21 protein-coding genes are annotated in these 24,035 nt (G+C 72.5%); 9 read left to right on the top strand and 12 right to left on the bottom strand.

Going from position 1 to position 24,035, the window contains the following annotated elements:
* Positions 1 to 288: 288 nt before the first annotated feature.
* Genes ACFXDJ_RS33890 through ACFXDJ_RS33880 form a run of 3 tightly spaced genes read right to left on the bottom strand, consistent with a single transcriptional unit; the run spans position 289 to position 4,477 of the window.
* Entirely contained in the window at positions 289 to 663 is a 375-nt protein-coding gene (locus ACFXDJ_RS33890; protein ID WP_384663967.1) for an iron chaperone, read from the bottom strand.
* Positions 660 to 1,604 carry a DMT family transporter gene (locus ACFXDJ_RS33885; protein ID WP_384663969.1) on the bottom strand — a complete coding sequence of 315 codons (945 nt, stop codon included), beginning with the start codon at positions 1,602 to 1,604 and terminating at the stop codon, positions 660 to 662. Before ACFXDJ_RS33885 ends, ACFXDJ_RS33890 begins: the two co-directional genes overlap by 4 nt.
* Before the next feature lie 47 nt (positions 1,605 to 1,651).
* Positions 1,652 to 4,477: an FAD-binding and (Fe-S)-binding domain-containing protein gene (locus ACFXDJ_RS33880; RefSeq protein ID WP_384851172.1), complete on the bottom strand. Its 2,826-nt coding sequence runs from the start codon at positions 4,475 to 4,477 to the stop codon at positions 1,652 to 1,654.
* 223 nt (positions 4,478 to 4,700) lie between these two features.
* On the opposite strand from ACFXDJ_RS33880, the gene serC reads away from it, so the two are divergent.
* The 3 genes from serC to ACFXDJ_RS33865 all read left to right on the top strand — a co-directional run bounded on the left by serC (position 4,701) and on the right by ACFXDJ_RS33865 (position 7,601).
* A complete protein-coding gene (serC, locus tag ACFXDJ_RS33875) occupies positions 4,701 to 5,819 on the top strand; it encodes a phosphoserine transaminase (protein ID WP_384654622.1) in 1,119 nt (372 codons plus the stop codon).
* A 359-nt stretch (positions 5,820 to 6,178) separates the two neighbouring features.
* The gene (locus ACFXDJ_RS33870; RefSeq protein WP_384654619.1) at positions 6,179 to 6,970 is read left to right on the top strand and encodes a hypothetical protein; all 792 of its coding nucleotides are present in this window, start codon (positions 6,179 to 6,181) and stop codon (positions 6,968 to 6,970) included.
* Positions 6,963 to 7,601, top strand: a complete 639-nt coding sequence (locus ACFXDJ_RS33865) for a class F sortase (RefSeq protein WP_384654616.1) — start codon at positions 6,963 to 6,965, stop codon at positions 7,599 to 7,601. The genes ACFXDJ_RS33870 and ACFXDJ_RS33865 overlap by 8 nt, the downstream gene beginning before the upstream one ends.
* A 16-nt stretch (positions 7,602 to 7,617) precedes the next feature.
* Here ACFXDJ_RS33865 and ACFXDJ_RS33860 read toward each other — a convergent pair whose 3' ends face one another.
* Positions 7,618 to 8,202 (bottom strand): TerD family protein, encoded by a 585-nt coding sequence (locus tag ACFXDJ_RS33860; protein WP_384654613.1) that lies wholly within the window; start codon positions 8,200 to 8,202, stop codon positions 7,618 to 7,620.
* Positions 8,203 to 8,401: 199 nt separating this feature from the next.
* On the opposite strand from ACFXDJ_RS33860, the gene ACFXDJ_RS33855 reads away from it, so the two are divergent.
* Positions 8,402 to 11,569 carry a sacsin N-terminal ATP-binding-like domain-containing protein gene (locus ACFXDJ_RS33855; protein ID WP_384851168.1) on the top strand — a complete coding sequence of 1,056 codons (3,168 nt, stop codon included), beginning with the start codon at positions 8,402 to 8,404 and terminating at the stop codon, positions 11,567 to 11,569.
* Here the strand turns inward: ACFXDJ_RS33855 and ACFXDJ_RS33850 are convergent.
* Complete coding sequence (locus tag ACFXDJ_RS33850; RefSeq protein WP_384654607.1) at positions 11,566 to 12,552, bottom strand: DUF5937 family protein; 987 nt, start codon at positions 12,550 to 12,552, stop codon at positions 11,566 to 11,568. The two genes, ACFXDJ_RS33855 and ACFXDJ_RS33850, sit on opposite strands and share 4 nt — an antisense overlap.
* An 82-nt stretch (positions 12,553 to 12,634) precedes the next feature.
* Between ACFXDJ_RS33850 and ACFXDJ_RS33845 the strand changes: the two genes are divergently transcribed.
* A complete protein-coding gene (locus ACFXDJ_RS33845) occupies positions 12,635 to 13,825 on the top strand; it encodes an MFS transporter (RefSeq protein WP_384851166.1) in 1,191 nt (396 codons plus the stop codon).
* Between the two features lie 17 nt (positions 13,826 to 13,842).
* Here ACFXDJ_RS33845 and ACFXDJ_RS33840 read toward each other — a convergent pair whose 3' ends face one another.
* The 4 genes from ACFXDJ_RS33840 to ACFXDJ_RS33825 form a co-directional block, all read right to left on the bottom strand.
* Positions 13,843 to 14,286, bottom strand: a complete 444-nt coding sequence (locus tag ACFXDJ_RS33840; protein WP_384664200.1) for a hypothetical protein — start codon at positions 14,284 to 14,286, stop codon at positions 13,843 to 13,845.
* Entirely contained in the window at positions 14,283 to 14,588 is a 306-nt protein-coding gene (locus ACFXDJ_RS33835; RefSeq protein WP_384664201.1) for a hypothetical protein, read from the bottom strand. Before ACFXDJ_RS33835 ends, ACFXDJ_RS33840 begins: the two co-directional genes overlap by 4 nt.
* Before the next feature lie 73 nt (positions 14,589 to 14,661).
* Positions 14,662 to 17,142 (bottom strand): HAD-IC family P-type ATPase, encoded by a 2,481-nt coding sequence (locus ACFXDJ_RS33830; protein WP_384851164.1) that lies wholly within the window; start codon positions 17,140 to 17,142, stop codon positions 14,662 to 14,664.
* A gap of 208 nt (positions 17,143 to 17,350) precedes the next feature.
* A complete protein-coding gene (locus ACFXDJ_RS33825; protein WP_384663044.1) occupies positions 17,351 to 17,665 on the bottom strand; it encodes a DUF2530 domain-containing protein in 315 nt (104 codons plus the stop codon).
* Between the two features lie 117 nt (positions 17,666 to 17,782).
* On the opposite strand from ACFXDJ_RS33825, the gene ACFXDJ_RS33820 reads away from it, so the two are divergent.
* Positions 17,783 to 19,228 (top strand): NCS2 family permease, encoded by a 1,446-nt coding sequence (locus ACFXDJ_RS33820; protein ID WP_384663046.1) that lies wholly within the window; start codon positions 17,783 to 17,785, stop codon positions 19,226 to 19,228.
* On the opposite strand, the gene ACFXDJ_RS33815 is transcribed toward ACFXDJ_RS33820, so the two are convergent.
* Entirely contained in the window at positions 19,221 to 19,403 is a 183-nt protein-coding gene (locus tag ACFXDJ_RS33815) for a ribbon-helix-helix protein, CopG family (protein WP_330297093.1), read from the bottom strand. The two genes, ACFXDJ_RS33820 and ACFXDJ_RS33815, sit on opposite strands and share 8 nt — an antisense overlap.
* Positions 19,404 to 19,578: 175 nt before the next feature.
* Between ACFXDJ_RS33815 and ACFXDJ_RS33810 the strand changes: the two genes are divergently transcribed.
* The 3 genes from ACFXDJ_RS33810 to thpR all read left to right on the top strand — a co-directional run bounded on the left by ACFXDJ_RS33810 (position 19,579) and on the right by thpR (position 22,084).
* Entirely contained in the window at positions 19,579 to 20,016 is a 438-nt protein-coding gene (locus ACFXDJ_RS33810; RefSeq protein WP_384663048.1) for a MarR family winged helix-turn-helix transcriptional regulator, read from the top strand.
* Between the two features lie 25 nt (positions 20,017 to 20,041).
* A complete protein-coding gene (locus tag ACFXDJ_RS33805; protein ID WP_384663050.1) occupies positions 20,042 to 21,406 on the top strand; it encodes an MFS transporter in 1,365 nt (454 codons plus the stop codon).
* Between the two features lie 123 nt (positions 21,407 to 21,529).
* Complete coding sequence (gene thpR, locus ACFXDJ_RS33800; protein WP_384663051.1) at positions 21,530 to 22,084, top strand: RNA 2',3'-cyclic phosphodiesterase; 555 nt, start codon at positions 21,530 to 21,532, stop codon at positions 22,082 to 22,084.
* Positions 22,085 to 22,284: 200 nt separating this feature from the next.
* On the opposite strand, the gene ACFXDJ_RS33795 is transcribed toward thpR, so the two are convergent.
* Both ACFXDJ_RS33795 and ACFXDJ_RS33790 read right to left on the bottom strand, forming a co-directional pair.
* Complete coding sequence (locus tag ACFXDJ_RS33795) at positions 22,285 to 23,274, bottom strand: aldo/keto reductase (RefSeq protein ID WP_384662389.1); 990 nt, start codon at positions 23,272 to 23,274, stop codon at positions 22,285 to 22,287.
* A gap of 59 nt (positions 23,275 to 23,333) precedes the next feature.
* Complete coding sequence (locus tag ACFXDJ_RS33790; RefSeq protein ID WP_384662391.1) at positions 23,334 to 24,026, bottom strand: GDSL-type esterase/lipase family protein; 693 nt, start codon at positions 24,024 to 24,026, stop codon at positions 23,334 to 23,336.
* Positions 24,027 to 24,035 lie beyond the last annotated feature (9 nt).

Raw genomic sequence — 24,035 nt, 5'->3', positions numbered from 1 at the left:
CCCTACCCCGCAGGCCCCGCCCGGCGGGGGTGTCGGGGGGGGGGGGCCCGGGGGCAGCGCCCCCGGCAACGGCGCGGCAGACGGGCACGGCGCGCCAGCGGCACAGGCACGGCCCGCACCTGGGCAACGGCACGGAAGCGGCGCAGGCACCGCCCCGCACCTGGCAACGGTGCGGCAGTAGCCCAGGCACGGTCCCGCACCGGGGCAGCGGCGCGGCACCAAATCAAGCCCCGCCGGCGATTGAGGCGCGGCCGCGGCGCCGCAGGCGGAAACGGACCCGGGGACCAGTTAGCCGCAGGCCGGCCCCGCCGGCAGGGTTGCCGTCGCGCGGAGCAGGTCCCGCAAGAGGTCCCAGTCCATGGCGTCCACCCGGCGGAACCGCAGGCAGCCCTTGCCCATGTCGTGCGCCGCGAGCCGCTCCGCGAAGGCCTCCCGGAGCTCGCTGCGCATCAAGTACACCGAGACGTACTGCTTCTGGCTCGCCCACGCGAGCTCCGCGACCCCGCCCCGCCTGTACGCCGGCATCCCGTACGCGATGACCTCCTCGAAGCCCGCACCCGTCAGCTCCGCCACGCACAGCTCCCGCAGCCGCGTCAGCGCTTCCCGCCGGGGCTCGGGGACTCCCGCCAGGTAGTCCCCGACCGACGGGCCGGACAAGGTCACCGCCGGGTCTGCGAGCGCACCGCGCCCATGCTCGCGCCGATGACCAGCGCGATCGCCGCCGCGTCGAGCGCGGACAGCGACTGGTTCAGTATCAGGAAGCCCGCCGTCGCGGCGATCGCCGGTTCCAGGCTCATCAGGATCGCGAAGGTCGGCGCCGGCAGCCTTCGCAGGGCCAGCAGTTCCAGCGTGTAGGGCAGCACCGAGGACAGCACGGCCACGCCCAGCCCCAGCGCCAGCGTGCTCGGCCGCAACAGGTCCGCGCCCGCCTCGATCACTCCGAGGGGGAGGGACAGTACGGCCGCCACCGCCATCGCCAGGGCCAGCCCGTCCGCCTGCGGGAACCGGCGGCCCGTACGGGCGCTGAAGACGATGTACGCCGCCCACATGCCGCCCGCTCCGAGCGCGAACGCCGCGCCCAGCGGGTCGAGGCCGCCGAAGCCGCCTCCGCCGTGGGTGGACAGGAGCACGACGCCGGCCAGGGCCAGCCCCGCCCACAGCAGGTTCATCAGGCGCCGGGAGACCACGACGGACAGCACCAGCGGTCCCAGCACCTCCAGGGTGACGGCGGGGCCGAGCGGGATGCGGTCGATGGCCTGGTAGAAGAGGCCGTTCATGCCGGCCATGGTCACGCCGAACCACACCACGGTGGTCCAGTCGGAACGGGAGTAGCCGCGCACCTTCGGCCGGCAGACGAGCAGCAGCACCAGCGCGGCCGCCGCGAGCCGCAGGGTGACCACGCCCGCCGCGCCCGCCCTGGGCATGATCATGACTGCGAGGGCGGCACCGAACTGCACGGAGACGCCCGCCGCGACCACCAGGGCGACCGGGCCGAACCGGTCCCGCAGCGACCCGGGCGCGGGGCCGGCGGCAAGGTCGGACGCAGGGGGAGGGCCGGCGGCGGGCGCCGTGGGCGGGGAGGCGGGGGACGTCGGTGCGGGCATTTATCCAGATTAGGGGGTTCGTAAGGACCGTGCTCGCGTGTTTTGCCTTACATCCGGCTCGGCGGTACCTCCGGCTCCGCTTCCGGCTCCTCCTCCCCCGGTGTTTCCCCCAGCGCTTCCGCCAGGACCTCCGCCAGGTGCCGGGCCCGGCGGCCGCCGGCCAGCTGCGCGATCTGGGTCCGGCAGGAGAACCCGTCCGCCAGCACCTCCGCACCCGGCGGGGCCGCCCGCAGCGACGGCAGGAGCTGTTCCTCCGCGCAGGCGACCGAGACCTCGTGGTGGCCCGGCTCGAAGCCGAAGTTCCCCGCGAGGCCGCAGCAGCCGCCGCTGAGCCCGCCCGTCAGCCCGGCGCGCTCGCGCAGCCGGCGGTCGGGGGCGTCGCCGAGGACCGCGTGCTGGTGGCAGTGGGTCTGGCCGGCGATCTGCCGGTCCAGGCGGGGAGGCTGCCAGTGCGGGGCGTACTCCTCCAGGGTCTCGGCGAAGGTCCGGACGGCGGCGGCGAGGCGGTGCGCGCGGGGGTCCTCCGGGAGGAGGGCGGGGAGGTCGGTCCGCAGGGCCGCCGCGCAGCTCGGTTCGAGGACGAGGACCGGCCCTGGCGGGTCTCCTACGGCGTCTACGGCGTCCAGCGTGCGGCGCAGGACCCTGCGGGCCCGGTCGAGGCGGCCGGTGGAGATGTACGTCAGCGCGCAGCAGACGGGACCCGCGACGGGGAGTACGGGTTCCAGCCCGGCCGCGCGCAGCACCCGTACGGCCGCGTGACCGGTCTCGGGGGCGAGGTACTCCGTGAAGGTGTCCGGCCACACCGTGACCACCGCCCCGGGCGCGGGTGCGGGCGGGCCCTGCGGGCGGCTCTCCCCTACCCGCCCTTCCACCGTTCCCCGGGCTCCGCCCGGACCCCGAAGACCTGGGGCTCCGCCCCAGACCCCGCGCCTCGAACGCCGGCGGGGCTGAATCTCACGCGTGAACGGGATCGGCGCCAGCTCCGGAAGCGCGCGGGCCCGCTCCAGGCCGGGGATCCGGAGGAAGCGGGACGCCGCGTTCACCAGGCGGGCCACCCGCAGGGCCGCGATCACCCGCAGCCAGGCCGGCAGCCCGCCCAGTGCGTAGTGGGACAGCGGGCGGAGGCGGCCGGACCAGTGGTGGTGGAGGAACTCCGCCTTGTACGAGGCCATGTCCACGCCCACCGGGCAGTCGCTGCGGCAGCCCTTGCAGCCCAGGCACAAGTCCAGCGCCTCGGCGACCTCCGCCGAACGCCAGCCGTCCGTCACGATCTCCCCGGCCAGCATCTCGTGCAGCAGCCGGGCCCGGCCGCGCGTGGAGTGCTGTTCCTCCCCCGTGGCCCGGTACGACGGGCACATCACCCCCGGCCCGCCGGTCTCCGTAGAACGGCATTTCGCGACGCCGACGCAGCGGGCGATCTCCCCCGCGAAGGACGACGACGATGAAGAGGACGACGACGGGAGCACCTCGAAGCGGAGGTTCTCGTCGAGCCGCGCCGGGCGGACCAGGATCCCCGGGTTCATGCCGCCCGCCGGGTCCCACACGTCCTTGTAGGCGTTGAAGAGCCCGATCACCGACGGCCCGTACATGCGCGGCAGCAGTTCCGCCCGCGCCTGGCCGTCCCCGTGCTCCCCCGACAGCGAGCCCCCGTGCGCCACGACCAGGTCCGCCAGCTCGGAGGAGAAAGAGCGGAAGCGGGCGATTCCCCCCGTCGACGCCAGGTCGAAGTCGATCCGGACGTGCACGCAGCCCTCCCCGAAGTGGCCGTACGGGGATCCGCGCAGCCCGTGCTCCGCCAGCAGCGCGCGGAATTCCCGCAGGTAGGCGCCGAGCCGCACGGGCGGCACCGCGCAGTCCTCCCACCCCGGCCAGGCCATCGAGCCGTCGGGCATCCGGGTCGCCGTCCCGGCCGCGTCCTCGCGGATCCGCCACAGCGCCCGCTGCGCCGCCGGGTCGGTGACGAGGAGGGAGTCGAGCGCGTCGGCGCCCCGCAGCAGGGCACGGGCCGCGCCCTCGTCCCGCATCTCCACGAACAGCCACGCCCCGCCCCGGGGCAGCCCGCCCGCGGCCGGGCCCACCAGGTCGGCCGCCATGCCCTCCACCGTCAGCGGCCCGTGGTGCAGCAGACCCGCCGCCGCGTCCGCCGCCGCGCTCTCGTCGACGTACCCGAGCACCGCGAGCACCGGCGCGCGCGGCGCCTCCACCAGGCGCACCACCGCCTCCGTCACCACCCCGAGCGTGCCCTCGCTCCCGCAGAACGCCCGGGCCGCTTCCACGCCCCGCTCGGGGAGCAGCGCGTCGAGGCCCCCGTAGCCGGAGATCCGCCGCGAGAAGCCGTCGGCCGGGCCCCCGGCCATGCCCGTCCGGAGGACGGAGAGGTTCCCCGCCACCAGTTCCCGTAGACCCGGCGGGGTGCCCGCCCAGCCCGTCGCGAGGCGGTGGCGCGTGCCCCCGTACGCCGTCACCGCCAGCTCCGCCACGTTGTCGGCGGTGGTTCCCCAGGCCACCGAGTGCGCCCCGCAGGCGTTGTTGCCGATCATCCCGCCGAGCGTGCAGCGGGAGTGCGTGGACGGGTCCGGGCCGAAGGTCAGCCCGTGCGGCCGCGCCGCGTCGCGGAGCCGGTCGAGGACCAGGCCGGGCTGGACCACGGCGGTCCGGGAGGCGGGGTCCAGCGATACGAGGGCGTTCATGTGGCGGGTCAGGTCCAGGACCACCCCGACCCCCGTGGCCTGGCCCGCGATGGAGGTGCCGCCGCCGCGCGGGACGACCGGCACACCGGCCTCGGCGCACACGGCGAGGGCCGCGGCCACGTCGTCGGCATCGCGCGGGGAGACCACGCCGACCGGGACCCGGCGGTAGTTCGAGGCGTCCATGGTGGTCAGGGCCCGCGCGGCGGCCCCGAAGTCGACCTCTCCGCGCAGGTTCGCCCGCAATGTCCGTTCGAGCGTTCCGTCGCGCGTTCGTTCGCTCGCTAGTCCGTGTGTTCGTTCGCGTTCACCGGGTGACGTCACGTCCGACACCCTCCCACCGCTCCCGCGCGTCTCATCGGGTGGACGCGCCTCCAAGGTGCGGACCGCGACCGGATACGCTCCGCTCGTGGCTGAGATCCAGATTCCCGCTGACATCAAGCCCGCCGACGGACGCTTCGGCGCGGGCCCCTCCAAGGTGCGGATCGAGGCGCTGGACGCCCTCGCCGCCACCGGTACCTCCCTGCTCGGAACTTCACACCGCCAGGCCCCGGTCAAGAACCTGGTCGGCTCGGTGCGCCAGGGCCTCAGGGACCTCTTCTCCCTCCCCGAGGGCTACGAGGTGATCCTGGGCAACGGCGGCTCCACCGCCTTCTGGGACATCGCGACCGCCGGTCTCATCGAGCGGAAGTCGCAGCACCTCACCTTCGGTGAGTTCTCCTCCAAGTTCGCCTCGGCCGCGAAGTCCGCGCCGTGGCTGGACGCGCCGTCCGTGATCTCCTCCGACCCGGGTACGCACCCGGACCCGGTGGCGGAGGCGGGCGTGGACGTCTACGCGTTCACCCACAACGAGACCTCCACCGGTGTCGCGGCGCCCATCAAGCGCGTCGCGGGCGCGGACGAGGGCTCCCTCGTCCTGGTGGACGCGACCTCGGGCGCCGGCGGCCTGCCGGTGGACATCACCGAGACCGACGTCTACTACTTCGCCCCGCAGAAGTCCTTCGCCTCCGAAGGCGGCCTGTGGCTGGCGGCGTTCTCCCCGGCGGCCCTGGAGCGCGCGGCCCGCGTGCACGCCTCCGGCCGGCACATCCCGGAGTTCTTCTCGCTGCCGACGGCGATCGACAACTCGCTGAAGAACCAGACCTACAACACCCCGGCGCTCTCCACCCTCTTCCTGCTGAACCAGCAGCTGGAGTGGATGAACAGCCAGGGCGGCCTGGAGTTCACCACCGGGCGTACGGCGGCCAGCGCGGCCAACCTGTACGGCTGGGCGGAGGCGTCGAAGTACGCGAACCCGTTCGTCACGGACGCAGCCAAGCGTTCCGCCGTCATCGGCACGATCGACTTCTCGGACGACATCGACGCGGCCGCGGTCGCCAAGGTGCTGCGCGCCAACGGCATCGTGGACACCGAGCCGTACCGCAAGCTCGGCCGCAACCAGCTCCGTATCGCGATGTTCCCGGCGATCGACCCGGCGGACGTGCAGGCGCTCACCGCGTGCGTGGACTACGTCATCGAGAACCTCTGACCGAGGGCCTCTGACCGACGACCGGCCCACACTCTCCGGAGCCCCCGGTGACATCTCGTCACCGGGGGCTCCCGCGTTCCCGGACCACGCCCTGAAGAGGCCCTGAGCAGGCCCTGAAGAGGACCTGAAGACCCCCGGCCCGCCAGCCGCCCCGAACCCCGGGACTTTGGTCCCAAAAATCGCGGCAAAGGGTCCGCAAACGGGGCATCCCGGTCGCCCCCGCGGCCTGCGGTTTTATGCGGCGGGACCTATGGCAGGGGCCCTGCGCGGTCCACTGGAGGGCCGCAACCAACCGCCCCAGGATGTCCCTCATGTCTGGTGTGCCGGGAACGAACCCCGGCCCGTTCAGGAGGAACCCCATGCGCAAGGCACTCACCCTCTCGGCGATCGCCCTCGCCTCGTCGATGGCCCTGGCGGTCCCCACCGTCGCGTTCGCCGCCGACGCCAACCCGACGGCGTCGGGCAGCCACGGCACCGCCTCCGAAGCCCCGGTGGCCCTGAAGCTGTCGGCCTCCTCGGCCAAGCCGGGCGACTCGGTCCAGCTCTCGATGGAGGTGCCGGACGGCTCGACGCACCTCTCCATCTCCTCCAAGGCCCTGGACGACGTCAAGATGACCGACGGCCGGGGCGCCACCGCCACGGTCGCCAAGGTCCCCGCCGGCAACTACGGCGTCTCCCTCACCGGCACGGGCCCCAAGGGCGAGAAGCTCCAGGCCACCGCGCAGCTGACCGTCAAGTTCGACGCCCCGAAGCCGACGGAGTCCACGCTCAGCCTGTCCAAGGACAGCGGCAAGCCCGGTGACAAGATCCAGGTCACCATCAAGACGGCGGCGAACGAGAAGAGCGCGTTCATCAAGTCCGACGCCTTCGGCGGCCAGGTCAACCTGAAGAACGACGGCAAGGGCGTCTGGACCGGTACCGCGGTCGTCGCCAAGGACGTCAAGACCGGCTACTACGGCGTCCACGCCTTCGCGGGCGGCAAGGAGTTCGACACCGTCAAGTTCTCCACCGACGCCACGGGCACCCCGAAGCCGAAGCCGGCCCCGGTCACCCCCGTGACCCCGGACAAGCACAAGACCCCCAAGGGTTCCGTGAACACCGGCCAGGCCCCCCTCGGCTGGGTCCCCTCGGATGCGGCAGACAATGGCTGAGCGGTCCGCCCCGGACCTCGCCCCCCGCCGGAGCGGCCGCGCGGTGCGCGTGGCCGCCCTGGCGGGTGCGTCGGCCCTCACCGTCGTCCTCGTGAGCGCCTGCTCCTCCGGCGGCGGTGGCGGCGAGGTCAAGAACAGCCCCGCCGACGCCAAGCCCGCATCGGTGCTGAAGGCCTCCGTCCCGAACCGCATCGTGATCCCAGACATCAAGGTCGACGCCACCCTCGACACCGTCGGGCTCGACGCCCAGGGCGTCATGCAGGAACCGGACTTCGCGAAGCCGAAGGACGCCGCCTGGTACAAGGACGGCCCGACCCCCGGGGAGAAGGGCGCGGCCGCCGTCGTCGGGCACATGGACACCCCCCAGGTGCCCGAGGCCGTCTTCTACAACCTCAAGAAGCTGAAGAAGGACGAGAAGATCGAGATCCACCGCGACGACGGCAGCACCGCCGTCTTCGAGGTCGACTCGGTCGACACCTTCAAGAAGGACGCGTTCCCGACCGACAAGGTCTACGGGGACACCCACGGCAAGGCGGAGCTGCGCCTCATCACCTGCGGCGGCAACCTCACCAAGGACCGTCACTGGGACGCCAACGTCGTGGTGTTCGCACACCTCGCCGGACAGGAATAGCCCGCCCCGGCTCCTTTTACTTGGACATCGCGAAGCGCATGAGGGCCTGCTCGTCGCCCTGCTTGATCTTCCCGGTCTCGTTGATGACCTGCAGCTTCCATTCGGAGCCGTCGCGTACCGCCTTGGCCACGGCACAGCCGTTGTCCGTGCCGAGCAGGCTCGGCCAGATGTCGGCGACCTGCTGGCTGCTGCCGCCCGTCGCGTCGTACACCTTGAAGCTGATGTTGCGCGCGTTCTGGAACGAACTGCCCTTCTTGTACGCGGCGGCGACGAACACGATGGACGTGACGTTGCCCGGTATCCGGGCGAACTCGACGGTCACCGTCTCGTCGTCGCCGTCGCCGTGCCCGGTCTGGTTGTCCCCGCTGTGCAGCAGCGAGCCGTTGCCCATCGGGTCCAGGGAGTCGAGGCCCGCGAGGCGGACCGGGCTCTGACCCTGCATCACGATCGCGATCAGGTCCAGGTCGGTACCGGTCTTCCGCTTGAACTTGCCCATCAGGCCGCCGCTGCTGCCGGCGGTGGGGTCCCAGGAGACTCCGATGGACAGATGGGTCACGCCACCCAGGTCCGCGGGGCCGTCTTCCTTGGTGAGCGTAATCATGAGCACCTCATAGATCTCATAGACATGGCGATACAGACACGCCGATGCAGACAGGCCGGTTCCAACCCATGCAGTGTGCCTGAAACGCGACGCCAACGGCCTGGTGGAGTCGGGGTTACCCGCACGCGATACCTTCAGGGCCTCCGCATCCGGCATTCCGTGAATGCGGGACAGAGCGGTACGGCTTGGAGGCAGCGGCGTGAGCGTGCGAGTGACGGCGGCCCAGGGTGGCATCGACCCCTTCGGTACGGCCCGGCTGCGGCGCGGGGTGCTCGACGCCTGGGGCGCGGGCCCGGCCCGGTTCCGCGAGGACGCCAACGCCGAGGAGGACCTGGCCCTCGGCGGCTACCGCGACCGGCTGGTCGTCGAGCTCGCGCAGAACGCCGCCGACGCGGCCGCCCGCGCGGGGGTCCCCGGCCGGCTGCGGCTCACCCTGCACTCCGGCGAGGGCGGCCACGCGGTGCTCGCCGCCGCCAACACCGGGGCCCCGCTGGACGCCACCGGCGTGGAGTCGCTGTCCACCCTGCGCGCCTCCGCCAAGCGGGACGACACCGCCGGCAGCGTCGGCCGCTTCGGCGTCGGCTTCGCCGCCGTCCTGGCCGTCTCCGACGAGCCCGCCGTCCTCGGGCGGCACGGCGGAGTCCGCTGGTCACTGGCCGAGGCCCGCGAGCTGGCCCGCGGCGCGGCCGTCGGCAGCCCTGGGCTCGGCGACGAGCTGCGCCGCCGCGACGGGCACGTCCCGCTGCTGCGGCTCCCGTTGCCCGCCGAGGGAACCGCGCCCGAGGGCTACGACACCATCGTGGTGCTCCCGCTGCGCGACGCCGCCGCCGAGGACCTGGTCCGGCGGCTGCTCGCCGCCATCGACGACGCCCTGCTGCTGACGCTGCCCGGGCTGGCCGAGGTCGTCGTGGAGATCCCGTCGGCGGATGCGGCCGGGGGCGTGCGGACGCTGACGCGCCGCGCCGAAGGCCCGTACACCGTCATCCAGGACTCCAATTCCGGCTCGGGGGACTCCGGCACGAACCGCTGGCGTACCGTCCGGCACTCCGGCCCCATCGACAAGGCCCTGCTCGCCGACCGCCCCGTAGAAGAACGGCTGCGGCCCGCCTGGGCGGTGTCCTGGTCCGTGCCCGTGGACTCCGAGGGCGCCCCCCTCCGCCCCGCCACCGCGCCCGTGGTGCACGCGCCGACCCCGACCGACGAGCCGCTCGGCATCCCGGCGCTGCTCATCGCGACCCTGCCGCTGGACACCGCCCGGCGCCACCCCGCGCCGGGGCCGCTGACCGACTTCCTGGTGGAGCGCGCGGCCGACGCGTACGCCGAACTGCTCGGCTCCTGGGACCCGGTGACCACCGCGCTCGTGGACCTCGTACCGGGCCTGCTCGGCAAGGGCGAGCTCGACGGGGCCCTGCGCGCCGCCGTGCTCAAGCGGCTGCCCCGTACGGCCTTCCTCGCCCCGGCCGCCCCCGCCGAGGACCCGGAGGAGCTCGGCGTGCGCAGCGCCCTGCGGCCCTTCGAGGCCGAGGTGGTGGAGGGCGCGGGCGCCGACACCGTACGGGTCCTCGCGGAGGTGCTCCCGACCCTGCTCCCGGCCGGGCTGGAGCGCCGCCCCGAGCTGCGCACCCTCGGGGTGGGCCGGCTGCCGCTGGGCGATGCCATCGAGCGGATCGCGGGCATCGAGCGGACCCCCGACTGGTGGCACCGGCTCTACGACAGCCTCGCCGGCGTGGACCCGGACCGGCTCTCCGGCCTTCCCGTGCCACTGGCCGACGGACGCACCTCCATCGGGCCCCGGCACATCCTGCTGCCCGGCGCCGACACCCCGGACGGGGTCAGCAGCGCGAGCCTGGCCCGGCTCGGCCTGAAGGTGGCGCACCCCGACGCCGCGCACCCGCTGCTGGAGAAGCTCGGCGCGCTCCCGGCCTCCCCGCGCGCCGTGCTGACGACCCCGCAGGTGCGGGCGGCCGTCGCGGGCTCCCTGGACGCCGGGGAGATCTGGGACGAGGATGCCCTCGACGCCGACGAGCTCGCCGACATCGTGCTCGGGCTGGTGCGGTCCGCCGAGCTGTCGCCCGGCGACGAACCGTGGCTGGGCGCGCTCGCCCTGCCCGACGAGGACGGCGAGCCGACCCCCGCCGGCGAGCTCCTGCTCCCCGGATCCCCGCTGGCCTCCGTCATCCGCGAGGACGAAGTCCCGTACGTGGACGCCGACCTGGTGGCCCGCTGGGACGAGCGGACCCTCACCGCCGTCGGGGTCCTGGCCACCTTCCAGCTGGTCCGCGCCACCGACGTGGTCCTGGACCCGGACGAACTGGAGCCCCGCGACGGGGACTTCGCCGAACCCGACGACGCCGGCCTGCTCGACGCGGTCGACGTGTGGTGCGAGGACGTCCTGGACCAACTCCCCGACACCCCGGTCCCGCCGGTGGCCACGGAACTCGTGGCCGTACGGGACCTCGACCTGGTCGACGACGACTGCTGGCCCCAGGCCCTGGCCATGCTCGCCCAGCCGCCGCTGCGCGACGCCCTCACCCAGCCCGTCCGCATCCTCCTCCCCGACGGCACCACGCGCTCCGTGCGCCCGTACACCGCCTGGTGGCTGCGCGACCACCCGGTCCTCGACGGCCGCCGCCCGGCCGGTCTGCGTTCGGCGGGCGGGGATCCGCTGCTGGCCGGCCTGTACACCCCGGCGGACGCCACCGGCTTCGAGGACGAACAGGTCCTGCGGGCACTCGGCGTACGCACCACCGTCGCCTCCCTCCTGTCCGAGCCCGGCGGCGCGGCCGAGCTCCTGGCCCGGCTCGCCGACCCGGAGCGCGAGGTCGGCGGCCGGCAGCTGCACGCCCTCTACGGGGCCCTGGCCGACCTGGACCCCGAACAGGTCACCCTCCCCGACGAGCTGCGCGCGGTCGTGGACGGCGAGGTCGTCGTGGTCGACGCGGCCGACGCGGTGATCGCCGACGCCCCCGACCTGCTCCCCCTGACGGCCGGCCTCCCCCTCCTCCCGGTGGCCCCGGCCCGCGCCGCCGACCTGGCCGAACTGCTCCAGGTACGCCGCCTCTCGGAGACGGTGGAGGCCGAGGTCACCACCGAGGGCGAGGAGCACGAGGTCCCCGAGTCGGTCCTCCAGCTCCTCGGCCCGGCCACCCCGACCGGGTACGTGGAGCACGAGGAACTCCTCGCGGGCGGCATCGAACTCGACTGGCGCCGCACCCCGGACGGCACCCTGCACGCCGCCACCCTGGAGGGCGTCGCCGCGGCCCTCGCCTGGGCCGCGGGCCAGTGGCCCCGCCGCTTCGAGGTAGCCGCCCTCCTGGAGGACCCGTCCCGCACGGCGGAACTGGCCCGGGACCGCTGGTTCGACTAGGTCGCCGGTGTGAGGAGCGCGTCGGCGATGGCCGTGCGGGCGTAGAGGACCGAGCGGCCGTTGCGGTGGGCGGTGACCAGGCCCGCGTTGCGCAGGGCCACGAGGTGCTGGGACACCCCGGCCGCGGAGAGGCCGCTGTGCCGGGCGAGCTGCGTGGTCGAGGCCGGGACGTCGAGCTCGGCGAGCAGCAGGGCCCGGGAGCGGCCGAGCACGGCGGCCACGGCTTCCGGGGCCTCGGCCGCGCGGGGCTCCCACAGGGTGCCGATCCCCCGGGCGGGGTACGCGAGTTGGGGCGGCTCGGGGGGTACCGAGCGGGTCAGTACGCGCGGCCAGGCGAAGGCCGAGGGCACCAGCAGCAGTCCGGAGCCGGCGTCCGCGCGGCTCATCTTGCACTGGCGGCGGACCATGCGCAGGGTTCCGGCGTCCCAGCTGACGTTCTCGTGGAGTTCGCCCAGGACGTGGGCCGAGCCGTGCTCGGCCACCTGCCGGGCCCGGTGGAACACGTCCGCCTCCAGCAGCTGGCGGATGCGCGGCCAGTACGGGGCGAGCGCGAGCTCCCAGTAGGTATCGATCTCGGCGGTGACCTTCTCCAGCACCGCTTCGGGCTCCTCGTGGAGCAGCTGGAGCCGCGGAGCGGGGCGGGCGGAGTTCCGCACCAGTACGGCGAGGTCGGCGCGCACCTGTTCCGGGGTGCTGCGGCGGATCGCCGCCAGTTCGGCGGGGAGTTCGGGGAAGGGCCCGGCCGGGGTCGGGTTGAGGAAGTCCGCGAGGTAGCCGTCGCCCGGGATCAGGGCGGCCAGCCAGCCCCGGTCCAGGCCCGCGCGCACCAGCCGGGGGCGCACCTGCCCGGCCCAGCGGCGGTGCATCGGCGGGTCGGTCTCCTCGCGCAGCAGGCGGAAGCTGGTGACGACCTCCCACATCGGGGACACCGCGAACCGGGTCTGCGCCAGGTCGGTCGCCGTGAAGCTCAGCGTGTTTTCCATGTCCCCGCCCCCGCAGACCCGTTGGATTCGGTCCCAGCTTAATCAATAGGGGCACGGGGTGCCCGGAGCGCAGGCTCCTCGCATGTTCTCCTCCTTCCGCGGACTGCCGCGCACCGTGTGGACCCTCTTCGCCGGAACGATCGTCAACCGGCTGGGCCACCTCGTCACCCCGTTCCTGGTGTTCCTGCTGGCCGACCGCGGAGTCACCGGCACGGAAACCTCGTACGTCCTCGGCGCGCTGGGGGCGGGCAACCTGCTCGGGCCCGTCCTCGGCGGGTTCCTCGCCGACCGGATCGGCCGCCGCCCGACGATGCTGATCGGGCTCATCGGCTCGGCGCTCGCGCAGGGCGCGCTGTTCCTGGCCCCGGGGGTGTGGACGATGGCCGCGGCGGCGCTGCTGCTCAGCGCGGCCGGAGCGGTCGTCGGCCCCGCCGCGTACGCGCTGATGGCCGACGCGGTGGACAGCGGATGGCGGCAGCGGGCGTACGCGCTCTTCGGCTGGGGGGTCAACATCGGCACGGCCGTCGCCGGTGTCCTCGGCGGCTTCCTGGCCGCGCAGGGGTACTGGCTGCTCTTCGCCGTCGACGCCGGCACGGCGCTCGTCTACGCGGCCGTGGTCGCGACCCGGCTGCGCGAGCCGGCCCGCAGCGCGCCGGCGAAGGCCGCGGGCCTGGGCTACGGGGTCGTCCTGCGCGACCGGCTGCTGCTCACCCTGCTCCCGCTGTTCGGCATCCAGCTGTTCGTGTACTCGCTGACCGAGGTCGCGCTGCCCCTCGCCGTCCGCGACAGCGGCCACTCGCCGGCCGTCTACGGGGTCCTGGCGGCGGTCAACGCCATCCTCGTCGTGGGCCTCCAGCCCTTCGCCACCGCCCGGCTGGCCGCTCTGCCGCAGCTGCGGGTGCAGGCGGCGGGCAGCGCGCTGATCGCCGTCGGGGTGGCCCTGACCGGGATCTCCGACTCCGTCGCCGGGTACGTGGTCTCGGTGGCCGTCTGGTCGCTCGGCGAGGTCGTCGTCGCCGGGATCGCCGCCTCGGTGGTCGCCGACCTGGCTCCGGCGGATGCCCGCGGCCGCTACCAGGGCGCCTTCAGCTGGACCTGGGGCGTCGCCCGCTTCGCCGCCCTGACGCTCGGCGTCACCGTCTACACCGGCGTCGGCCCGGCGGTCCTGTGGTGGGCGGCCCTGCTGGGCGGCCTGCTCGCGGCGGCGGCGACGCTGACCCTGCGCACCCGCATCGCCGCCCGCGCGGAGCGGGACCACGGCCTGGCGGCGTGAGGGCGTTGCGTGGAGCGTCAGATGGGCTCGATCACCACCGGGATCCCCGCCAGGAGCCGCTCCAGATCGTCCGGGTCGGAGGTGAACACCGTCACCTGGCTGCCCCGCCTGGCCCCGGCCACCGCGACGGCGGCCAGGATCGAGTCGATGGCGTACTTGTGGCCGTGCAGACCGGCTTCGGTGAGCAGGGAGCGGGCGCTGTCGACGATCTCGCCGTCGGCGTGGACGACCTCGACGCGCGAGAGGGCCCAGTCCCAGAGCCTCGGCGCCTTGCCCGGCCGCGGATCCCGGGCCTCCAGTGTCGTGAGGCCCGAGGTGACGACCGGCGCCCGGCGCTCCCAGGCCTTGTTCACCAGGCCGAGGAAGGCCCGGTCCCCGCGCACCACCCTCGACAGGGCCTCGGAGTCGAAGACGAACAGCCTCGGCCTCAGCAGGTCGCCGGCCTTGGAACGCGGAGTCATGCCGCCTCCCGTCCGGCCTCGTGCTTCACCTCGGCTCCCGCTTCCGCTCTCGCTCTCCCCGTGAGCTCGTCGTGCTTGGCGTCGATGGCCGCGAGCCACTCGTCCGCCGCGCGGAGTTCCTCGTCGGTCAGGGCGCCGTGCTCCTTCTGGAGGCCGAGCGACAGCTCACCCAGCTTGTCCACCGCGTCCATCCGCACCGCGGCTTCCGTGATGTACGCCGACACCCCGCGCGCGTCCACCCGGGAGCGGATGGACTCCAGGAGTTCCTCAGGCACGGTGATCGTGATCTTCTTCGTAGCCATATAGCAAGTATGACTAACGCGCGAACAGGCCGTCCATCCCCCCGGGGGGTGAACCCGGACGGCCCACGACGGACTACGCCGGGAACTTCCGGTCCACCCACCGGAAGGTGAACTCGATCAGAGCGGCCGCGAGGACCGCGACGCCGACGGCCGTCCACGGCATCACCGCGCCCTCCAGCTTGAGCTGGAAGAAGTCCTGGAGCCACGGCACGACGAGGACGATCAGGAAGGCCCCGCCCATCGCGCCGACCAGGCCGACCCGCCACCACGTGTACGGGCGGGCGATGATCGCCAGGACCCACATGGAGGTCAGGAACAGCGCCAGCGTCGCCGCGCTGGTCTCGGCCTTGAGGGAGTCCGCGCCGGTGTAGTGGTGGCGGGCGATCAGGTAGGTCACGAAGGTGGCGACGGCCGCGATGGCGCCGCCCGGGATCGCGTACCGCATCACGCGTTTCACGAAGTGCGGCCTGGCCCGCTCCTTGTTCGGCGCGAGGGCCAGGAAGAAGGCCGGGATGCCGATGGTCAGGGTGGACAGCAGCGTCAGGTGGCGCGGCAGGAACGGGTACTCGACCTGGGAGCAGACCACCAGGACGGCCAGCAGCACCGAGTAGACCGTCTTCGTGAGGAAGAGGGTGGCCACGCGGGTGATGTTGCCGATGACCCGGCGGCCCTCGGCGACCACCGAGGGGAGGGTGGAGAAGCTGTTGTTGAGGAGGACGATCTGGGCCACGGCCCGGGTGGCCTCCGAGCCCGAGCCCATCGAGACGCCGATGTCGGCGTCCTTCAGGGCGAGGACGTCGTTGACCCCGTCGCCGGTCATGGCGACCGTGTGGCCCTTGGACTGGAGGGCGGCGACCATGTCCCGCTTCTGCTGCGGGGTGACGCGGCCGAAGACGGAGTTCTCGTCGAGGACCCTGGCCATCTCGGCCTGGTCGGTGGGGAGCTTGCGGGCGTCCACCGTGTTCTCCGCGCCCGGCAGGCCCAGCTTCCCGGCGACCGCGCCCACCGAGACCGCGTTGTCCCCGGAGATGACCTTCGCTTGGACGCCCTGGTCCGCGAAGTAGCGCAGCGTGTCGGCGGCGTCGGGGCGCAGCCGCTGTTCCAGGACGACCAGGGCCGTCGGCTTGACCCCGGTGGCCACGGCCTCGTCGTCGAGCTCGCGGGCAGTGCGGCCCAGCAGGAGCACCCGTAGGCCCTGCTCGTTGAGCTCGTTGATCTCGTCCAGGGCCGGGTCCCCGGGCGGGAGCAGCACGTCGGGGGCGCCGAGCAGCCAGGTGTTGTTCTCGCCGTCGCCCTCGCTGAAGCTGGCGCCGCTGTACTTGCGGGCGGAGGAGAAGGGGAGGGACTCGGTGCAGCGCCACTCGGCACTGTCCGGGTAGGCGTCGATGATCGCCTGGAGGCTGGCGTTGGGGCGCGGGTCGCTCTCGCCGAGCGCGCCGAGCACCTTCTTGACGTACGCGGCGTCCGCGCCGCCGAGCGGGCGACACTCGGTGACGTCCATGCCGCCCTCGGTGAGGGTGCCGGTCTTGTCGAGGCAGACCACGTCCACACGGGCGAGCCCCTCGATGGCGGGCAGCTCCTGGACCAGGCACTGCTTGCGGCCGAGCCGGATGACACCGATGGCGAAGGCCACGGAGGTGAGGAGTACGAGGCCTTCGGGGATCATCGGGACGATGCCGCCGACGGTCCGGGCGATGGCGTCCTTGAAGTTGTCGTCCTTGACGATCAGCTGGCTGACGACGAGGCCGATGGAGGTCGGGATCATCATCCAGGTGACGTACTTGAGGATGGTGGAGATGCCGGAGCGCAGCTCGGAGTGGACGAGCGTGAACCGGGAGGCCTCTTCGGCCAGCTGGGCGGCGTAGGCCTCGCGGCCGACCTTGGTGGCGGTGAAGGCGCCGCCGCCGGCGACGACGAACGAGCCGGACATGACCGGGTCGCCGGGCTTCTTCAGGACCGGGTCGGCCTCGCCGGTGAGCAGGGACTCGTCGATCTCCAGGCCCTCGGCCTCGCCCACGAGTCCGTCGACGACGACCTTGTCGCCGGGGCCGAGCTCGATGACGTCGCCGAGGACGATCTCGGAGGTGGAGATCTCGGCGGTCCTGCCGTCGCGGCGGACGCTGGGTTTGGCCTCGCCGATGACGGCGAGGCCGTCGAGGGTCTTCTTGGCGCGGAGCTCCTGGATGATGCCGATGCCGGTGTTCGCGATGATCACGAAGCCGAAGAGGCTGTCCTGGATCGGCGCGACGAAGAGCATGATCGCCCAGAGGACGCCGATGATGGCGTTGAACCGGGTGAAGACGTTGCCCCGGACGATCTCGGACAGGGAGCGGGAGGACCGTACGGGGACGTCGTTGACCTCTCCGCGCGCGACGCGCTCGGCGACCTCGGCGGTGGTCAGCCCGCCGGCCTTGAACCGTGGCGCGGGCGGCTTGACCGGGTGTACGGGGTCCAGCTCGGCCCCCGCGTCGATGGCGACCCCGGCAGCCGCGCCGCTGCCGCCGCCACCACCCGGCTCCGGTGCGTCTGATTCGGTGTTCGCCCGCTGCGTCATGCTTTCGACGGTAAAGGGCGATTCAACGGTTCACCCGCCGAGCGGTCCGAAGATCCGACTCCGGGATGAGTCGAATCCTCCGCTGGTAGCCCTTACGGCCCCTGCGCCGCCACTGCCGGGGCTGATTTTCGGCAGGTGCCGGGGTATGCCAGGGGCGCGGGGAACTGCGCGACCAGCCACCGCCGGCCCGCGGCCGAGCGACAGGCAGCTAGCCCGCCTGGGGGGCCGGACCCGCCTGGTCATCCTCGTTCCGCGCGGCCAGCGCATCGGCGGCCAGCGCAGCCGCGTGTCGCTTCAGTGCCGCGTCGCGGCCCCGTACGTACCAGAGGCCGATCAGGCCGAGGACGCCGCCGGCCGCGCAGGTCCACACCCACCAGAGCAGGTCCCGGTCGGCGAACCACCCGTAGAAGGGGAGCTGGACGACGAAGAGGGCGAACCAGAGGATCGTGCCGCCCATCACGGTCCCGACGATCGGGCCCTCCAGGGGCTCGGGGGCCTCGTGCTGCGCAGTCCATTTCGCCATGGGGACAAGTCTAGGCCGCTCAGCCCAAGATCTACGCGCGGAGATAGACGGGCTTTCGTTCATGTGTTCATACTGAAATGGCTTGGGCATGTCCCAATTTCGCCGTATGAACCACCAATGAATCGCCACCGAACCACCAACGAGGACCAGGTCCCCATGAGCACGTCGGCCCCCGTGGACCGCTACTTCAAGATCTCCGAGCGCGGCTCGACCTTCGGCCGCGAGGTGCGCGGCGGCTTCGCGACCTTCTTCGCGATGGCCTACATCATCGTGCTCAACCCGATCATCCTGGGCAGCGCGAAGGACATGTACGGGCACCAGCTCGACGGCGGCCAGCTCGTCACGGCCACCGTCCTGACGGCCGCCTTCTCCACCCTCCTCATGGGCGTCATCGGCAACGTCCCGATCGCGCTGGCGGCCGGCCTCGGCGTCAACACCGTCGTCTCCCTCCAGCTCGCCCCCCGCATGAGCTGGCCGGACGCCATGGGCATGGTGGTCCTGGCCGGCTTCGTGGTGATGCTGCTGGTCGCCACCGGCCTGCGCGAGCGGGTCATGAACGCCGTCCCGCTCGGCCTGCGCAAGGGCATCGCGATCGGCATCGGCCTGTTCATCATGCTGATCGGCCTGGTCGACTCGGGCTTCGTCTCCCGCATCCCGGACCTCGCGCACACCACGGTCCCGCTCCAGCTCGGCGGCAACGGACACCTGCACGGCTGGCCCGTACTGATCTTCGTGGTCGGCGTGCTGCTGACGCTGACCCTGCTCATCCGCAAGACGCCCGGCGCGATCCTGATCTCCATCGTGGCCATGACGGTCGCCGCCGTGGTCGTACAGCTGGTCACCAAGCTCCCGGACCAGGCCTGGGGCCTGACCGTCCCGGCGTGGCCGGGCAACCCGGTGGCCGCGCCCGACTTCGGTCTCGTCGGTCAGGTCAGCCTGTTCGGCGGCTTCGGCAAGGTCGGCGTGCTGACCGGCATCCTCTTCGTCTTCACCGTGCTGCTGTCCTGCTTCTTCGACGCCATGGGGACCATCCTGGGCGTCGGCGACGAGGCGAAGCTGACGAAGCCGGACGGCACCTTCCCCGGCATCAACCGGGTGCTGTTCGTGGACGGCATGGCCGTCGCCGCGGGCGGCGCGACCTCCTCCTCGGCCACCACCTGCTTCGTGGAGTCCACGGCGGGCGTCGGCGAAGGCGCCCGTACCGGCCTGGCGAACGTGGTGACGGGCTGCCTCTTCGGCGTGTCTCTGTTCCTCACGCCGATCGCCACCATGGTCCCGTCCCAGGCCGCCACCCCCGCCCTCATCGCGGTCGGCTTCCTGATCCTGGCCGGCTCGATCAGGGACATCGACTGGAACGACTTCACCATCGCCGTCCCGGCCTTCCTGGCCATGGTGATGATGCCCTTCACGTACTCGATCACCAACGGCATCGGCATCGGCTTCGTGACCTTCTGCGTCCTGCGGCTGGCGACCGGCCGGGGCCGTGAGGTCCCGGTGGCCATGTACATCGTGTCGGCGGTGTTCGTCTTCTACTACGCGATGCCGGCGCTCGGCCTCACGTAAGCCCGTAGAACTTCTCCGTCTCGTCGACGGCGGCCTTGAAGCGTTCGTCGAAATCGTCGCGAATGAGCGTCCGGACCACATAGTCCTGGACGCTCATTCCGCGTTTGGCGGCATGAGTCCGGAGCCTGTCGAGCAGCTCCCCGTCTATACGCATGCTGAACACATGTGTCCCCATGCCGAAAGGGTCGGGGCACAGGGCATGGACGCGTGTCACTTTCCGGAACGCTCTCACCCGTACGAGTGACGGGACGAGGGGCGGGACGGGGGCGGGACGGGGGCGGGTCGAGGGACGGTTGAGGCGGGGGATACCCGGTGTTCTTTAGAGAGAGTAATGAGTTACTCTAAAGAACATGCCTGACCTTTCCCATGGTGACGACGCAGTCGCCGTGAACGACCTCCGCTCCGCCGTCATGCGGCTGGGCCGGCGCCTCAAGCACCAGCGCGTCGACGAATCGCTGAGCCCGACCGAGATGTCGGTCCTCGGCACCCTCGCCCGCTGCGGCCACGCCACCCCCGGTGAGCTGGCCCGTCGCGAGCACGTACAGCCGCCGTCGATGACCCGCATCGTGGCGCTGCTGGAGGCCAAGGGTCTGGTCACGCTGGAACCGCACCCCGACGACCGCCGCCAGAAGGTGGTCCGCCAGACGGAGGAGGCCGAGGCGATGCTCGAAGAGAGCCGTCGCAAGCGCAACGCCTTCCTGGCCGGGCTCGCGGCCGAGCTGACCGAGGACGAATGGGCCAAGCTGCGTGAAGCCGCGCCCGTCCTGGACAAGCTCGCGCACCTATAGGACCGACGCCAGGAGGCGAACCCTTTTGAGTACGGGACCCGGAGCAGACTCCGCCCCCGGCCATACATCCACCACTACGCGCACGTCGGGCACCACTGCCCGCACGTCGGGCTCCGCGAGGAACTCGATGTTCAGCTCGCTGAAGATCCGCAACTACCGGCTCTTCGCCACGGGCCAGGTCGTCTCGAACACCGGCACCTGGATGCAGCGCATCGCCCAGGACTGGCTCGTCCTCTCCCTGACCGGCTCCGCCTCGGCGGTGGGCATCACCATCGCGCTGCAGTTCCTGCCGATGATGCTCTTCGGCCTCTACGGAGGCGTACTCGCCGACCGGCTCCCCAAGCGGCCGCTGCTGCTCTGCACGCAGGCCGCGATGGGCCTCACCGGTATCGCGCTCGCCGTCCTCACCCTCGCCGGACACGTCCAGGTCTGGCACGTCTACCTGGCCGCCTTCCTGCTCGGACTGGTCACCGTCGTCGACAACCCGGCCCGGCAGACCTTCGTCTCCGAGATGGTCGGCAAGGACCAGGTGGCCAACGCCGTCAGTCTGAATTCGGCCAACTTCCAGTCCGCGCGGCTGGTGGGCCCGGCGCTGGCCGGTGTCCTCATCACCGCCGTCGGCTCCGGCTGGGCCTTCCTGCTGAACGGCCTGTCCTTCGCGGCCCCGATCATCGGCCTGCTGCTGATGCGGACGCACGAACTGCACCCGGTCGAGGTCCAGCCGCGCGCGAAGGGCCAGCTGCGGGAGGGTCTGCGCTACGTCGCCGGCCGCCCCGAGCTGATCTGGCCGATCGTGCTCGTCGGATTCATCGGCACCTTCGGCTTCAACTTCCCGATCTGGCTGTCGGCCTTCGTCAGCCACGTGTTCCACGGGGACGCGGGGACCTACGGCCTGTTCAACACCCTCATCGCGGCCGGCTCCCTGGCGGGCGCACTGCTGGCGGCCCGAAGGGGCCACTCCCGCCTGCGCCTCCTGGTCGCGGCGGCGGCGCTCTTCTCGGTGCTGCTCCTCGTCACCGCCTTCGTGCCCGGCTTCTGGCTGTTCGCGGCGCTGCTCGTGCCGATCGGCATGTTCGGCCTGACGGTCAACGTGACGGCGAACTCCAGCGTCCAGATGGCCACCGACCCGGAGATGCGGGGCCGCGTCATGGCCCTCTTCATGATGGTCTTCACCGGCGGCACCCCGATCGGCGCACCGCTGGTCGGCTGGATCACGGACACCTACGGAGCCCGGATCGGCATGGCCGCGGGCGGCGCGGTGTCGCTGGCCGCGGCGGTCACGATCGGCCTCGTCCTCTCCCGCATCGGCAACCTCCGCCTCAGCGTGAACCGCCACGGCGTGACGTTCGTCCCGGCCGCGCGCGAGCGCGAACTGGTCGCGGCGGCCTGAGCCAAATCCAGCCCCGCCCGGGGGCACCTCCCAGCGGTAGCTGGGGGAGTTTGAGGCGCGGGGGTCCGGGGGCTGGCCCCCGGCAGCGGCGCCGCGCCAGGCCTGGATCGCTAGGCTCGGCTCATGAGACTGTTCGCAGCCGTCTTGCCGCCCGAGGCAGCCATCAGCGAGCTGGCGGAAGCCGTCCGCGGACTGCGCGACGACCGCCTGCGCTGGACCGCGGAAGCGGGCTGGCACTTCACGCTCGCCTTCATGGGCGAGGTACGGGACGAGCTGCTCCCCGAGCTGCACGCCCGCCTCGCCCGGGCCGCCGCCCGCTCCGGGCCCTTCGCGCTCCGGCTCCACGGTGCCGGCCACTTCGGCCACCACGCCCTGTGGACCGGGGCCGCGGGGGACCTCGACTCCCTGCGGATGCTCGCCGAGCGGGCCGACGCCGCCGCCCGGCGGGCCGGGGTCCCGATGGACCAGCACCACCGGTACACGCCCCACCTCACCCTCGGGCGGGTCCGGGACGAGTCGGACGACGTACGCCCGTACGTCGACCGCCTCGCCCCCTTCGAGGGCACCCCCTGGCAGGTCACCACTCTCAGCCTCGTCCGCAGCCACCTGCCCGTCAGCGGCGTACCCGGCGAGCAGCCCCGTTACGAGACCGTCGGCGCCTGGGAGCTGGGCGGATGAGCCCGGGCGCGGCCGGGCCCGCCCCTCCGTACGAAGGGCGGGCCCGGCCGCGTTAGGCTCGACGGGTGGATCCCAAGACCAGAAACCGCGTCATGGCGGGTGTGCTCGTACTGATGTTCGTCGTCGTCGCCGTGGCCGCCGTCGTCGGCCAGTAGCCGACCCGGCACCCTCCAGCCCCCGACCCCGACCCCGACCCCCGACTACCAGGCGAACGCCTCCGGCGCGGGCCCCGGCCCGGGGAAGACCTCGTCGAGCCCGGCCAGCACCTCCTCGCTCAGCTCCAGCTCGACCGCCCGCAGCGCGGACGCGAGCTGCTCCGCCGTGCGCGGCCCCACGATCGGCCCGGTGACCCCGGGACGGGTCAGCAGCCAGGCCAGGGCGACCTCGCCGGGCTCCAGGCCGTGCTTGTCCAGCAGGTCCTCGTACGCCTGCACCTGCGCCCGTACCGAACTGTTCGCGAGCGCGTCCGCCGAGCGGCCCGTGGCCGTCCGCCCGGACTGCGCCGACTTGCGGATCGCCCCGCCCAGCAGGCCCCCGTGCAGCGGGGACCACGGGATGACCCCGAGCCCGTACGCCTCGGCGGCCGGGATGATCTCCAGCTCCGCCCGCCGCTCGGCGAGGTTGTAGAGGCACTGCTCGCTGACCAGGCCGAGCCGCCCGCTCCGCGCCGCGGCCTCGTTGGCCTGGGCGATCTTCCAGCCGGGGAAGTTCGAGGACCCGGCGTAGAGGATCTTGCCCTGCTGGATCAGGACGTCGATGGCCTGCCAGATCTCCTCGAAGGGGGTCCGCCGGTCGACGTGGTGGAACTGGTAGACGTCGATGTGGTCGGTGTTCAGCCGCTTGAGGCTGGCGTCGACGGCCCGCCGGATGTTCAGCGCCGACAGCCGGTCGTAGTTGGGCCACGGGTCGCCCTCGGGGGCCATGCTCCCGTAGACCTTGGTGGCGAGGACCGTCTTCTCCCGGCGGCCGCCGCCCTGGGCGAACCAGGTCCCGATGATCTCCTCGGTCCGGCCCTTGTTCTCACCCCAGCCATACACATTGGCGGTGTCGAAGTAGTTGATACCGGCGTCGAGGGCCGTGTCCATGAGCGCGTGGCTTTCGGACTCCCCGGTCTGGGGGCCGAAGTTCATCGTGCCGAGGACGAGTCGGCTGACCTTGAGACCGGTGCGTCCGAGCTGCGTGTACTTCATGAGGCACTAGCCAACTGCCTGGAGTGCGCTCGAAGCAAGACCCGCCCGTGAAGGGCGCGTTACGTGTCGCCGCGCGGGCGGTACGGGCCGCCGATGCCCCAGGCCTGGTGCAGCACCGCCGCGAACTCGCCCGCGAGGCGGTGCTCGCCGGAGGCGTTGGGGTGGGTGCCGTCGTAGGTGTCGTGGTGGATCTCGTACGCGTCCGGTCGCGCGGCCAGCAGGATCGGCGAGGCGGGGGTCGACAGATCGGCGACCGCCTTCGCGAGGAGCTCGTTGAACCGCTGGACCTCCGCCGCGAAGGGAACGTCGTCCTGGGCCCGGACGTTGGGGATGACGGGGAGCAGGACCATCCGGACGGCGGGCCGGGCGGCGCGCGCCTCGGCGATGAAGCGGCGGGCGTTGGCGGCGGTGTCCTCGGCGCCGGTGTAGAAGCCGAGGTCGATGAGGCCGAGGGAGACGAGCAGCACGTCGGCCTTGGCGGCGCGCGCGGCGGGCCCGATGAGCGGCGCCATGTGCTGCCAGCCCTCGCCCCAGCCGGCCAGGTGCCGGCGGGCGTCGGCGGGGAAGCCGGGGTCGGCGTACTCGTGGCTGGTGGGCGCGCCGGCGAAGGTGTCGTAGAGCTCGCTGCGCGGGCCGACGATCTTGTACGGGCCGCCGAAGGTCGCGTTGAGGTGCTGCCACATCCGGTAGCGCCAGGTGTAGTCGCCGGCGCGGCCGATCGTCATGGAATCGCCGACAAACATGAAACGCATCCGGTCATC

The sequence above is a fragment of the Streptomyces sp. NPDC059443 genome (assembly GCF_042750105.1).
Taxonomy (GTDB): Bacteria; Actinomycetota; Actinomycetes; order Streptomycetales; family Streptomycetaceae; genus Streptomyces.
The sequence above is the reverse complement of the archived record's forward strand: the minus strand, read 5'-3'. Positions and strand labels throughout refer to the sequence as shown.